The 13,733-nt window shown below is 63.0% G+C and carries 10 protein-coding genes and 1 pseudogene; 3 read left to right on the top strand and 8 right to left on the bottom strand.

What is annotated here, in order from left to right:
• The first annotated feature begins 41 nt into the window (after nt 1–41).
• Complete coding sequence (locus tag JT360_RS18960) at nt 42–854, top strand: helix-turn-helix domain-containing protein (RefSeq protein ID WP_214473258.1); 813 nt, start codon at nt 42–44, stop codon at nt 852–854.
• Here JT360_RS18960 and JT360_RS18965 read toward each other — a convergent pair whose 3' ends face one another.
• Nucleotides 855–1,832, bottom strand: a complete 978-nt coding sequence (locus tag JT360_RS18965; protein ID WP_214473259.1) for a DMT family transporter — start codon at nt 1,830–1,832, stop codon at nt 855–857. It lies immediately after the preceding gene.
• A 109-nt stretch (nt 1,833–1,941) separates the two neighbouring features.
• The gene (locus JT360_RS18970; protein WP_214473260.1) at nt 1,942–2,220 is read right to left on the bottom strand and encodes a hypothetical protein; all 279 of its coding nucleotides are present in this window, start codon (nt 2,218–2,220) and stop codon (nt 1,942–1,944) included.
• Between JT360_RS18970 and pepN the strand changes: the two genes are divergently transcribed.
• Nucleotides 2,207–4,852, top strand: coding sequence for an aminopeptidase N (pepN, locus tag JT360_RS18975; protein ID WP_214473261.1), 2,646 nt, complete (start codon nt 2,207–2,209; stop codon nt 4,850–4,852). The two genes, JT360_RS18970 and pepN, sit on opposite strands and share 14 nt — an antisense overlap.
• 44 nt (nt 4,853–4,896) lie before the next feature.
• On the opposite strand, the gene JT360_RS18980 is transcribed toward pepN, so the two are convergent.
• A complete protein-coding gene (locus JT360_RS18980) occupies nt 4,897–5,196 on the bottom strand; it encodes an addiction module antidote protein (RefSeq protein WP_214473262.1) in 300 nt (99 codons plus the stop codon).
• Between the two features lies 1 nt (nt 5,197).
• Nucleotides 5,198–5,495 (bottom strand): annotated as a pseudogene (locus JT360_RS18985) (type II toxin-antitoxin system RelE/ParE family toxin).
• Nucleotides 5,496–5,707: 212 nt separating this feature from the next.
• Between JT360_RS18985 and JT360_RS18990 the strand changes: the two are divergent.
• The gene (locus JT360_RS18990; RefSeq protein WP_214473263.1) at nt 5,708–8,026 is read left to right on the top strand and encodes a PAS domain-containing sensor histidine kinase; all 2,319 of its coding nucleotides are present in this window, start codon (nt 5,708–5,710) and stop codon (nt 8,024–8,026) included.
• A 44-nt stretch (nt 8,027–8,070) separates the two neighbouring features.
• On the opposite strand, the gene JT360_RS18995 is transcribed toward JT360_RS18990, so the two are convergent.
• The 4 genes from JT360_RS18995 to JT360_RS19010 are packed head-to-tail and all read right to left on the bottom strand — an operon-like array spanning nt 8,071 to nt 13,720.
• Nucleotides 8,071–8,544 carry an EF-hand domain-containing protein gene (locus JT360_RS18995; RefSeq protein WP_214473264.1) on the bottom strand — a complete coding sequence of 158 codons (474 nt, stop codon included), beginning with the start codon at nt 8,542–8,544 and terminating at the stop codon, nt 8,071–8,073.
• 52 nt (nt 8,545–8,596) lie between these two features.
• Complete coding sequence (locus JT360_RS19000) at nt 8,597–11,557, bottom strand: bifunctional [glutamine synthetase] adenylyltransferase/[glutamine synthetase]-adenylyl-L-tyrosine phosphorylase (RefSeq protein WP_214473265.1); 2,961 nt, start codon at nt 11,555–11,557, stop codon at nt 8,597–8,599.
• A complete protein-coding gene (locus tag JT360_RS19005; RefSeq protein WP_214473266.1) occupies nt 11,557–13,038 on the bottom strand; it encodes a sensor histidine kinase in 1,482 nt (493 codons plus the stop codon). The genes JT360_RS19000 and JT360_RS19005 overlap by 1 nt, the downstream gene beginning before the upstream one ends.
• Before the next feature lie 7 nt (nt 13,039–13,045).
• On the bottom strand, nt 13,046–13,720 hold the full coding sequence (locus JT360_RS19010) for a response regulator transcription factor (protein ID WP_214473267.1): 675 nt from the start codon (nt 13,718–13,720) through the stop codon (nt 13,046–13,048).
• Nucleotides 13,721–13,733 lie beyond the last annotated feature (13 nt).

A 13,733-nucleotide genomic window follows, 5' to 3' on the forward strand; every position in this document is an offset into this window, starting at 1 on the left:
GGTAATTGAAATGCCGTCCCTGGCCGCCTAACCATCACCCCATGACAACAGCCCAAACTTCCGCCGGCAGTCTTATCCGCGAATGGCGCACGCGACGCCGCATGAGCCAGCTCGATCTCGCCATGGAAGCAGAAATCTCGCAGCGGCACCTCTCGTTCGTCGAAAGCGGGCGTGCCGCACCCTCGCGCGAGATGGTGCTGCATTTGGCGGAGCAGTTGGCGATCCCGCTTAGGCAACGCAACCAGTTGCTGCTGGCCGCGGGCTTTGCGCCGAGTTTCAGCGAACGGCCGCTCACCGACACAACATTGGCGCCGGCGATGGCAGCGGTCGAGACGGTGCTCAAGGGCCATGAACCGTTCCCGGCGCTGGCAGTGGACCGGCACTGGAACCTCGTTTCGGCGAATGCCGCGATTGCTCCCTTTCTTGCCGATATCAGCGAGACTACCTTGCTGGCGCCGCCGGTCAATGTGCTTCGCCTCAGCCTGCATCCCGGCGGCATCGCACCGCGCATCGTCAATCTCCAGGAATGGCGTACGCACCTGCTCGAGCGTCTCAAGCACCAGAACGACGCCACCGGCGACGCTGTGCTGGTCGAACTGGAGCGCGAGTTGCGCAGCTATCCTTCCGGCCTCAAGGGCAGCAGGCCAACACCCGTCGAGCCCAACGGCATCGTGCATCCGCTCAGGCTTGCCCATGGCGATCAGGTGCTGTCGTTCATCAGCACTATCACCGTTTTCGGCACACCGCTCGACGTGACCCTGTCGGAACTGGCGATCGAATCCTTTTTCCCGGCCGACGAGCAGACGCGATCGGTGCTGGTGCGGCTGGCGAAGGAACGGACCGAACGCTCCTGATCACCCCTGCGGCGGAGCCGCCTTGCGCGTGCGGGTTCGCTCCAGACCGAGTTGCCGTTCACGCCAGATGATGAAGATGCCGGCGGCAACGACGATCAGGCCGCCGAGAAGCGTGTTGAGCGTGGCGACATCGCCGAAGACGAAATAGCCGACGACGACGCCAAGGATCATCGAGGTGTATTCGAACGGCGCCACCACCGACGCCTCGGCATGGCGATAGGCCGAGGTCATCAGGATCTGGCCGAGACCGCCGCAGAAACCGGCCATGATGAGTAGCGTGGCCTGCGATAACGTCAGTGCCTGCCAGCCGAACGGCAGCGACAACAGCGCCATGACGCTCGCCGTCACCGAAAACCATAGGACGATGGTCGCCGTCTTCTCCGTCTGCACGAGGTTGCGTACCAGCAGCATGGCGACAGCCGAGATCGCCGTGGCGACAAGGGCGGCCATGACGCCGAGCACTTCCTGGTCGCCGAGCGCTTCATCGGAGCTCAACAGGGTTAGTTCCGGCCAGGAGATGACCAGTACACCGACCAGACCGACCGCAACCGCGCTCCAGCGATAAACGCGGATGGCCTCGCCGAGGAAGATCGAACTGAACATCACCACCAGCAATGGTTGGGCGTAGTTCAGCGTGATTGCTTCGGGCAGCGGCAGCCGCGTCAGGGCGAAGAAGCCGAGCCCCATCGCACTGACACCAACGACGCCGCGCGCGATATGATTGAACGGGCGCGTGGTGGTGAAAGCCGTGCCGAGCTTTCCCTTGAAGGCTAGGAAGGCAATGATCGGGAAGATGGCGAAGAAGGAGCGGAAGAACACGATCTGGCCCGCCGGCACGGTGCCCGCCGCCTTGATACAGGTCGACATGCCGACGAAGACCGCCACCGATATGATCTTGAGCGTGATGCCGGTCAGCGTGTTGTGCCCGGCCGCATGGTCACTGGCCGCGACTGCGGACCTGCTTGGCCCGGCTGTCACTTCGAGTCCAATCTATTCCGACAAAGTGGAGGTAGGACTCTAATTTCTTGTTTGACCATGATCTTTTCTGGAAACCCACCTTTTGCTGACGCGGACCTTCGGTTCAGGATCATGATCTAGCCGCTTCCCGGATCGTTGCCCAGATGCGCGCCGGCGTCGGCGGCATCTCGTCGCGCACGAACTCGCCGGATCCCTTGAGATCGTCGGCGGCCGCCAGCATGACTGCCTCGCGAAGATGTCGAGAATGAACGCCTGAAATAGGCACCGGCTGAGTTTTGTCGAGGGACCGTTTCGTGTAAAGAGCGCGGACTTCAAATTTCTTGGACCAGCGGGAACCATCCGCTTCCAACGCAATCGACAGGAAGAACAACGGAATGCGCACGGACACCGGCCAGGTCTTCAAGCTCGAAGACTATCGCCCCAACGATTACCTCATTCCGCAGACCAATCTCACCTTCCGCCTTTCGCCTGATGCCACGATCGTCACCGCAATACTGACGGTCGAGCGCCGCGACGGCGTGTCCGCGTCGGCGCCGTTGGTGCTCGATGGCGACGGGCTGACGCTCAAGCGCGTCGAGATCGAAGGCAAGAAGGCAAAACCTGCCGATCTGCTGGTGACGCCTGACCAACTCACCATTCTCAAGCCGCCGGCCGCGCATCGCTTCCAACTGCTCATCGAGACCGAACTGGCGCCGGCCGGCAACGAAACCCTGATGGGCCTCTATCGCTCGAACAATGTCTATTGCACGCAATGCGAGGCCGAAGGGTTTCGCCGCATCACCTATTTCCTCGATCGGCCCGATACCCTGTCCCTCTATACCGTGCGGATCGAGGCGCTGCGCGACGAAGCACCACTGCTCCTGTCCAACGGCAATCCCGTCGACAAGGGCGATCTCGGCGACGGCCGGCACTATGCCGTCTGGCACGATCCCTTCCCCAAGCCGTCCTACCTGTTCGCACTGGTGGCCGGCAATCTCGGCCAGCTCGCCGACAGTTTCATCACAATGTCCGGCCGCAAGGTCGAGCTCGGCATCTATGTCGAGCCCGGCAAGGAAAAGCTTGCCGGCTATGCCATGGACGCGCTGAAGCGATCCATGAAATGGGACGAGGAGGCGTTTGGCCGTGAATACGACCTCGACGTCTTCAACATCGTCGCCGTGTCCGACTTCAACATGGGCGCGATGGAGAACAAGGGCCTCAACATCTTCAACGACAAATATGTGCTGGCCGACCAGGAGACGGCGACGGATGCCGATTTCGCCAATATCGAGGCGATCATCGCGCATGAGTATTTCCACAATTGGACAGGCAACAGAATCACTTGCCGCGACTGGTTCCAGCTTTGCCTGAAGGAAGGGCTGACGGTCTTCCGCGACCATGAATTCTCCGCCGACCAGCGCTCGCGCGCGGTCAAGCGCATCGCCGAAGTGCGCACGCTGCGGGCGCACCAGTTCCCCGAGGACCAGGGTCCGCTGGCGCATCCGGTGCGGCCGCGCCGCTACCGCGAGATCAACAATTTCTACACGGCCACGGTCTACGAAAAGGGCTCCGAAGTGGTGCGCATGATCCGCACCATCCTCGGGGCGGACGCCTTTCGTGCCGCCATGGACCTCTATTTCGAGCGCCACGACGGCGAAGCGGCGACGATCGAGGACTTCATCAAGGTGTTCGAGGACGCGTCCGGCCGCGACCTGTCGCAGTTCGCGCTCTGGTATCATCAGGCCGGCACGCCGAACCTTACGGTCAGTTCAACGCACAATCCGGCCGCGCAGGAGTTCACGCTCGAGATCGAGCAGTCGGTGCCGCCGACACCCTCCGAAAGCCGCAAGCGGCTGATGCACATCCCGCTCGCCTTCGGCCTGATCGGCGCCGGCGGCAAGCCTGTCGAATATAGCGGCGTCGAGGGCGCCAGCGTCGAGGACGGCGTCATCCATGTCCGCAAGCGCAGGCATATGGTGCGTTTCTCTGGCGTAGCGGAACGTCCGGCGGTGTCGCTCAACCGCGGCTTTTCGGCACCAGTGACTCTGTCGGTCGAGCAGAAGGCCGACGATCAGTTTTTCCTCGCCCGCCATGACAGCGATGCCTTCTCCCGCTGGCAGGCCTTCAACACGCTGCTCACCGATGCGCTGATTGCTGCGTTCCGCGAGATCCTTGGCGGCAAGCAACCGGTCTTCGCGACGCCGCTGACCGAGCTTGCCGGCCGTATTGCCGGCGACGAGGCGCTGGAGACCGCCTACCGGGCGTTGGCGCTGGCGCTGCCGGGCGATGCCGACATCGCCCGCGATATCGGCAAGAACATCGATCCCGACGCCATCCACACTGCCCGACAGGCGCTGGCGCTTGCCATCGCGACGGCGAACCGGGAATCCTTCGCGAAGCTCTATGATCGCCTCGCGGACAAGGCCGTATTCAGCCCGGATGCGGCAAGCGCCGGACGACGCGCGCTGCGCAATATCCTGCTGGACTATCTCTCACTGCTGCCGGGCGGAGCGGCACTTGCCGCCGGACATTTCCAGTCCGCCACCAACATGACCGACCGCGCCTCCGCCCTTGCCGTGCTCGCGCATCGCCACCATGGTTCGCCGGAGGCAGACAAGGCGCTGGCGGCTTTTGAAAAGAAATATGCTTCAGACCCGCTGGTCATGGACAAGTGGTTCCAGATCCAGGCCAGCGTGCCGGGGCCCCAAGCGGTGGACATGGTGCGCGCCCTGACCGCTCATCCGGCCTTCTCGATGGCCAACCCAAACCGGGTACGCTCGTTGATCGGCACATTCTCCAGCGCCAACCAGACCGGCTTCCATCGCCCCGACGGGGAAGGCTACCGGTTCTTTGCGCAGACGGTGCTCGAGGTCGAAAAGCGCAATCCGCAAGTGGCGGCAAGGCTTGCGACGGCACTGAGGTCATGGCGTTCGCTGGAGCCGGGCCGGCAGGCCAAGGCCCGGGAAGCGCTGCTTTCGATCGCCAACGCCGAAAACCTGTCGGCGGATCTGCGCGACATCGTCGAGCGCACGCTGGCGTGAGTGCCTATTGTGCTGCATGCAAAGCTCTTTGCCGGGCGGATCTGTCACACCGGCTGATGAGGTTGTGCCTTTGCGGTCAGCTCGATTCCAAGGGCCTTCATCACAGCAATCGTCGTTTTCAGGGTCGGATTGCCGTTCTCACTGAACGAGCGATAAAGCTGTTCACGCGAAAGTCCCGTCTGGCTGGCTATTTGGGCCATGCCCTTGGCGCGCGCAACGACACCCAGCGCATGCGCGATATAGCCGGAATCTTCGGAAGCAAATGCTTCCGCCATGAATGCCGCAATCGCTTCATCGGAGGTCAGGCCTTCGGCCGGATCAAAGGTTGTCAGTTTTTCAGCCATCTCATTCACTCCATTCTTGTGCCAGACGTTTTGCCGTTTTGATGTCCTTTTTCTGGGTGCTTTTGTCGCCACCGCACAGGAGTACGATGATCGTGTTGCCCCGCTTCTGAAAATAGACCCGGTAGCCAGGGCCATAGTGGATACGCAACTCGCTTATCCCCCTCTCCCACGGGCTCAACGTCTCCCGGATGCCCGTAGGCAAGACGATCAAGCCGGGCAAAGATCACGCCACGGACGCGCTCGTCCTTTAGTCGCGTCCACCATTTTCGGAACGTTTCGGTCTGCTTCAAATCGATCATGGCGAATTGTAGTTTATAAACTACATAACGTCAAGGGAGGCGGTTCGGCCTTGTCCGTCTCGGCCGCTTCGGCATTATTTTAGTCGATTTTTAATCTTTTTTCGCCGGACCACTGGACAAGGCGAATCACCTTTGATTCTTTACTGACGATTCGGAAGTGCGGCGTTTGCCGGATCACAAAGCAGCATAGGCAAATTCGGGGAGTGCCATTTATGGCGAAGGCGGACGCGTGGGGCGCGCCCGGTGGGATGGCTTTTGCGCATCGCGAGACGCGCAGCGACGGCCTTGCCGGGAATACGCGGCTCATCGCCGAACCGGCCTACAAGCGGCTTCTGGCCGCCGAACCGCTGCTGCGCCGGTCGATACCGGCGCTCATCATCGTCTTCCTGCTCGTCATCGCGGCGCTGCGTGTGCTGTCACTGATGAACGAGCGCGACGACGTCGAGCGCGATGCCAAGGCGATCCTGACGCTGGCGGCGGGTCAACTGGCCAGTTCGCTGGCCACCACCTCGGATACCGTGCCCGGGGCCGTCCAGGACCTGCTGGAGACCACCAGCCGTCAGGGCGCGATGGGCCGCAGCCACGTGCTTGTCATCACCGACAATGCCTTCAGGATCACCGCGGTGACGCCACGCTCGATGCCCTGGCAAGGCCATTCGCTCGACGGCCTCGTCCAGGGCGGCCAACCGCTGTTCATGTTCGGCGACCGCGCCGGCGTCATGGAGGTCAACATCGGCGGGCAGGACTGGTACGCCGCAGTCAGCGTTGCCCAGGATCGCAAAGGGGCCGCGGCGGCTCTTGTGCCGCAGGAAGCCGTCTTCGACACATGGCGCAAGACCGTCTCGCTGAACGTCACCCTGTTCGTGCTGACGGCCGGCGTGCTGATCATCATCCTCTATGCCTATTTCGGGCAGGCGGCGCGCGCGCAGGCCGCCGACCGCATCTATCTCGAAGCGCATCAGCGCATCGACATGGCGCTGGTTCGCGGCCGTTGCGGCCTGTGGGACTGGGACATGGTGCGCGGCAAGATGTACTGGTCGCGCTCGATGTACGACATGCTGGGCTACGAGCCCTGCGAGACGATGCTGTCCTTCGGCGAGGTCGACGAGATCATTCATCCCGAGGACGGCGACCTGTTCGAACTCGCCAACAGGATTGTCGCGCGCGAGATCGACCAGATCGACCAGGTGTTCCGGATGCGGCATGCCGACGGCCAATGGGTATGGATGCGCGCTCGCGCACAGGTCATGGACCCGGAGGCACCGGAAATCCAGCTCATCGGCATTGCTGTCGACGTCACCGAGCAGCGCCATCTGGCGCTGCGTTCGGAGGCGGCCGACCTGCGGCTGAGAACGGCCATCGAGAACATCAACGAGTCTTTCGTGCTGTGGGATTCGGCGCAGCGCCTGATCATGTGCAACTCCAAATACCAGCAGGACAACGGGCTCTCGGATCGCGACGTGATGCCAGGCGTGACGCGCGCTTCCCTGGAAGAGCGGATGCTGGCCTTTGCTTCCGAGCGCCGGCTTGCCAACACAAATGGTCCGCAAGGCGGCGCCACTTTCGAACGGCAGCTGTCCGACGGCCGCTGGCTGCAGGTCAATGAACTCAGGACCAGGGATGGCGGCATCGTCTCGGTCGGCTCCGACATCACCCAGATCAAGCTGCACCAGGAAAAACTGGTCGACAGCGAGCGCCGGCTGATGGCGACGATCCATGATCTCAGCCTCGCCCGCCGTGCCGAAGAGGAACGGTCTCGCGAACTCGTCGACCTCAACCGCAAATACATGAAGGAAACCGAGCGCGCCGAAGCGGCGAACCGGGCCAAATCCGAATTCCTGGCCAACATGTCGCATGAATTGCGCACGCCGCTGAACGCCATCATCGGGTTCTCCGAACTGATGGAACAGGGGCTGTTCGGTCCGCTGGGCTCGGAGCGCTACGAGGAGTACGCCACCGACATCAACAGCAGCGGCAAATACCTGCTGGGCGTCATCAACGACATTCTCGACATGTCCAAGATCGAGGCCGGCCAGTTCTCGCTGGACCAGGAACAGATCGATCTCGGTCCGCTGATCAGCGAGACGGTCCGCGTCGTCTCGTTGCAGGCCGCGCAGAAGGCGATCACCGTGGAAATGCGCATCGCCGACGCGCTGACACTGATCGCCGATCGCCGCGCGATCAAGCAGATCGTCATCAACCTTTTGTCCAACGCGGTGAAATTCACCGGCCAGCGCGGTCACATATCGGTCAGGGCCCGCAACACATCGAGCGCGCTGGTGCTGACCATCGAGGACAATGGCTGCGGCATCCCGAAGGAAGCGCTCGGCAAGCTCGGGCGGCCCTTCGAACAGGTGCAGAACCAGTTTTCCAAGAACCATGCCGGGTCCGGCCTTGGCCTCGCCATTTCACGCTCGCTGGCCGAACTGCAGGGCGGCGCGCTGAAAATCCGTTCGACCGAAGGCGTCGGCACGATCGTGTCGGTGCGTATTCCGGTCAAGAAGGCGCCAGCGGTCAGGGTTGCAGCCTGAACACAGGCTCCGGCTGACGTCGCCGGAGCCTGCATCTGACAATCTCACTGCACGCCGCCATCGTTACCTTCGTCATCCCATTGGCGGTGATGGCGACCTCCCTTCGGCAACTCACCTTTCTCGATCTTGCCGTCATTGTTCTTGTCGAGCATGGCGAAGACCTTCTTCTGGCGGCTGGTGATGTCATCCGTGGTCAGCGTGCCGTCGCCCCTGGTGTCGTAGCGGGCGATGATACGCCTGGCCATGCGTTCGAAACGCGCCTTCTCCAGTGCGTCGGCGAGCTGAGCGACGGTCAGCTTGCCGCCATTGGCGGCAACGAGCTTCTTCAGCCGCGCGTTCATGGCGTCCGAGAATTGGTCGAAGGTGATGGCGCCATCTGAATCGCTCATCGCCTTGTCGAGGCGCGCCATCATGCTGTCCCGCATCTTTGCGCTGGCGTTGTTTTCGGCATAGGCGGTGGTGCCGACGGCGCCGGCCAGGGCTGCGAAGGCAAGGGCAAGTTTGGTTGACTTTCTCATGGTCTTCTCCTGTTGCATCGTCACCCCCGATGCGGCCCGGCATATCCGTTCGTTACGGTCGCCGGCCACGAAGCAAAAGGTCAAAATCCTTCCTGACCTTTCGCGACATTTCCTTGAGATGTGCTTCCAGCACACTGAAATCCGGCAGGTCGGTGACCGCCAGCAGCAGATCCGATAGCCCCGGCGGAACATCCCCGTGCTCGAAGGCGCCGGTAAGACACAGCCGCGTCATCTGGGTCAGTGCCAGATAGAGGCCATAGGCATCGCCAAGCTCCTGCCTGACCCCGGCATCGGCGAAGCGGGGTGCCAGACGTGACAGGACTTCCGCCGTGCCGGTGGCACGCGGCCCGGCTTCAACTTGCCCGGTGATGGCGGCCACCTGGGCGATGAATTCAAGATCGATCAGCCCACCAGGGATCAGCTTGATGTCCCAGAGATCGCGCGGCGGCTTTTCCGTCTCGATCATGGCGCGCATCTCCGATGCCTCGGCCTTCACCTTTGCCGGATCGCGCGGCTGGGCAAGCACCGCGGCAACTTCCGCTTCGACTTCCGTGCATAGGCCGATATCGCCGGCAATGGCGCGTGCCCGCGACAGCGCCATGTGCTCCCAGGTCCAGGCGTCCTCGCGCTGGTATTTCTTGAAGGCATCAATGTGAGTGGCCACCGGGCCCTTGTTGCCGGACGGCCGCAGCCGCAGGTCGAGTTCGTAGAGCACCCCTTCCGCTGTCGGTGCCGATACGGCCGAGATCAGCCGCTGCGTCATGCGTGCATAGTAGTGCGAAGCGGCCAGCGGCTTTTCACCGCCGGAGTCCTCGGCGTCCGCATCATGGTCGTAAAGCAGGATGAGGTCGACATCCGACCCGGCGGTCAATTCGCGGCTGCCGAGCTTGCCCATGCCGAGCAGCGAAACCACGCCGCCGGCGATCGTGCCGTGGCGTGCCGCGAATTCGGCCATCACCGCTTGCAATGCCGCCTCTATGGTCAGATCGGCGAGATCGGAAAAGGCTCGGCCGGCCCGGGCCGGATCGATCGAGCCGGCAAGCAGCCGCACACCGATCAGGAACTTCTGCTCCGAGGCAAAGATGCGCAGCCGGTCGAGCACATCCTCGTAGGCCCTGTCACCTTCGAGGAAGGCGGACAGCCGCGCCGAGAGATAAGCGCGGTCGGGAAGTTCGGCCAGGAGAGCGGGATCGAGCAGGCCGTCGAAAACATGCGGCCGGCGCGTGATGATCGCCGCCAGCCGGGGTGCAGCGCCCATGATCGTCGCCATCAGCCTGAGCAATGCCGGGTTCGACTGCAGCAGCGAGAACAGCTGAATGCCGGCGGGCAAGCCGGCAAGGAACTCGTCGAAGCGGATCAAGGCTTCGTCGGCCCGGCGGGTCTGGCCGAAGGCCTTGAGCAAGGCCGGCGTCAATTCCGTCAGCCGTTCGCGCGCCTCCGCCGACCGGGTGACGCGATAGCGCCCGAAATGCCAGCCGCGAATGACCCGGCAGATGTCGCTCGGCCGGTGAAAACCGAGACCATGCAAGGTCCGCAATGTGTCTGGATCGTCAACGTCGCCGGTGAAGACCAGATTGCCGATACCCGCCGAAAGCTCGGGTGCTGTTTCAAACAGCGCCGCATAGTGACGCTCGACCTGCTGCAGCGAAGCTCGGAACGCGCCGGCAAACTCGGCGGCATCGGCAAAGCCAAGCATACGGGCGATGCGCTCCAGCCCTTCATCATCTTCCGGCAGCGTGTGCGTCTGCTCGTCGGCCACCATCTGGATGGCGTGTTCGACACGGCGCAGGAACCAGTATTGGCGGGCGAGCGCGTCACGTGCCTCGACGGTGATCCAGCCGCGGGCCGCAAGCTGACCGAGCATCGGCACGGTCTCGCGGCCGCGCAGTTCCGGGAAGCGGCCGCCGGCGATGAGTTGCTGGGTCTGGACGAAGAACTCGATCTCGCGGATGCCGCCGCGGCCGAGCTTGACATTGTGACCCTTCACCGCGATCTCGCCATGACCCTTGTGGGCATGGATCTGGCGTTTGATCGAGTGGACGTCGGCAATCGCCGCGTAGTCCATGTATTTGCGCCAGATATAGGGCTGCAACTCCTTGAGGAAGGCCGCACCCGCGGCCAGATCGCCGGCCACCGGACGCGCCTTGATCATCGCGGCACGCTCCCAGTTCTGGCCACGTGCTTCGTAGTAGCGCAGCGCCGCTTCGACCGGGATCGCCAGCGGGGTCGAACCGGGATCGGGGCGCAGACGCAGATCGGTGCGGAAGACATAGCCGTGCTCAGTACGATCCTGCAGGATGCGCACCAGCCGGCGCGTGAGGCGCGAAAACAGTTCGGTGGCGTCGAGAGGATCGACCACGGCAGGCGCTTCGGGATCGAAGAAAACGACGAGATCGATATCGGAGGAGAAATTCAGCTCATGCGCGCCGAGCTTACCCATGCCGAGCAGGATCCAGCCCGATTGCAGCGACGGGTTGTCGAGGTCCGGCAGCTTGAGCTTGCCCTGGCCATGCGCGTCACGCAGCAGGAAGTCGACGGCCGCGCGGGCGCAGGCATCGGCAAGATCGCTCAGCCGCCGTACGGTCAGCGATGTTTCGGCTTCGCCGGCAAGATCGGCCAGCGCGATCAGGAAATGCGCCTCGGCCTTGCACTGACGCAGCTCCATCATCAGGCTGGATTCGGATATTGTCTCGGCCAATGGCGCCTGATCGATCGCGGTGGTGATCGCTTTCAGACGGTCCTCGACCGGCTGGTCGAAAAGTCCGTCCAGAATCCTGGGCCTGCGACGTGCCGTATCGCGCAGGAAAGGAGACAGGTCGAAGACGGCGGCGAGGAAATCCTGGCCCTTCCCCTTGCCAGCCAGGAACCTGGCCAGCCGCGTCAGCCCTTCTTCGCGTGCCGATGCAGCGACTTCAACCAGTTCCTGCCGCGCTCGCACCTCGTCGAGCGGCGCAAGCGGAGCCTGAGGCGTCAGCAGCCAGTCCGTCGTGCTGCGCTTGGCAACGGCCGCCATCAGTGATCCTCCCGTGCGGGGAAACTCATGACCACGGATAGTCCGGGATTGCCAGGCAACAGGTCAAGCCGGCCGTAATGGAATGTCATGACCGCCTTGGCGAGGCTCAGGCCAAGGCCGGAACCGGGCTGTGAACGGCTCTTCTCCAGCCGCACGAAACGTTCGGTTGCCCGGGCGCGGTCGGCATCGTCCGGGATTCCCTGGCCGTTGTCGGCGACGGAAAGCCTGATTTCGCCGTGCGTGCGCTCGAGTGTCACGCGAACCGCCGGCTTGGACGTGGAGTCGGTCGAATATTTGATTGCATTGTCGACGATGTTGGACAGCGCCTGGCCGATCAGTTCGCGGTTGCCGTTGACGACAAATGCGCCGCTCACCTCGGCTTTGAGCGAAACGCCGGCCTCCTCGGCCACCGGTTCGTAGAGTTCGACGACATCGCGCACCGCCGCCGCCAGATCGACGCGATTGGTATTTTCGGAAGAATATCCGGCCTCCAGCCGGGAGATCATCAGAATGGCGTTGAAGGTCTTTATCAGTTGATCGGACTCGGCAATTGTGCCCTCCAGTGCCTGGCGGTAGTCGGCGGGCTTGTGCTTGCCGGAAAGTGTTGCTTCGGCCCGGTTGCGCAGCCGGGTCAGCGGCGTCTTCAAATCATGCGCGATGTTATCGGACACCTGCTTCAGGCCTTCGTTGAGCCTTGAGATCCTGCCCAGCATGACGTTGAGGTTCTCCGAAAGCCGATCGAACTCGTCGCCGGCGCCGGTCACAGGCAGCCGGCCGGAAAGATCACCGCCCATGATGCGACGGCTGGCCTCGGAAACGCCGTCGATGCGCTTCAGCGCCGCGCGGCCGACGAAGAGCCAGATCAAGATGCCGCCCAGAGCCATCATGCCAAGCGCCAGCATCAGGGCACGGCGGATGACGGCGCGAAAGCGCTCCGGTTCGCCAAGATCGCGCCCGACCAGCATGATCATCTGGTTTGGCAGCCGCAACACCAGCGCAATGGCGTTGTGGCCCTTCTCGCCTTCGGCCTGCTGAGCTGTGTTCTCGCCATTTGAAGGAGACGTCGTCTGGTCGGACGTTCCGCTGCGCAGGCGGTCGAGCTCACCCTCGCCGAAGCGCCTGTAGGAGAAGGGCTCCGTCGTCCAACCCTCGGTGTCGATCACGCCAGGTTCGAGGCTTTGCACGTTGCCGGTCAGGATCTGGCCATTGGCGTCGGCGATCAGATAAAGGTTGGCGCCAGGCTGGCGCGAGCGGGCCTCGACCACGCGCACCAGCACCGGCAGGCCGCCGCGCTGATAGGCGCGGGCAAGACCGAGCACTTCGTCGTTGATGGTTTCCTGCGTCTGCGCCGTCAGCATGCGCGCCGACAGCGAGGTCATGTAGAAGACAAGCAGCACCGCGCAGAGCGCGAAGAGCAAGAGATAGAGCGCCGAAAGCCGAGCTGCCGTCGTCTTCATGATGGCGGGCACGGAAAGAGCCATGCTGCTGCTAACCGCGCTTCAACATGTAGCCGGCGCCGCGAACAGTATGCAGGATCGGCTTGTCGAAGCCTTTTTCAATCTTGCCGCGCAGCCGCGAGACATGGACGTCGATGACATTGGTCTGCGGATCGAAATGATAATCCCAGACATTTTCGAGCAGCATGGTGCGCGTCACCACCTGGCCGGCATGACGCATCAGATATTCGAGCAGGCGGAATTCCCGCGGCTGCAGGGTGATCTCGCGCCCCGCTCGGCGCACCGAATGCGACAGCCTGTCGAGTTCAAGGTCGCCCACCCGGTAGACGGTTTCGGCCTCCTTGGCACTGGCGCGGCGGTTCAGCACCTCGACGCGGGCCAACAGCTCGGAAAACGCATAGGGCTTGGTCAGATAATCGTCGCCGCCGGCGCGCAGACCAGTGACCCGGTCATCGACCTCGCCCAGTGCTGACAGGATCAGCACCGGAGTGGTGTTGCCCCGGGAGCGAAGCCCGGCAATGACCGACAGGCCGTCGCGGCGAGGCATCATCCGGTCGATGACCATCACGTCATAGTCGCCGGCGTCCGCCAGCGCGAAGCCGGTTTCGCCGTCACCGGCGACATGCGCGGTATGGCCGGCTTCGGTGAAGGCTTTCTGCAGATAATCCGCAGCCTCGCGATCGTCTTCTATGACGAGAATCTTCATCGGGCCGTTATAC

Origin of the sequence: Mesorhizobium sp. dw_380 (assembly GCF_018588885.1) — a bacterium.
In the GTDB taxonomy this organism is placed as follows: domain Bacteria; phylum Pseudomonadota; class Alphaproteobacteria; order Rhizobiales; family Rhizobiaceae; genus Mesorhizobium.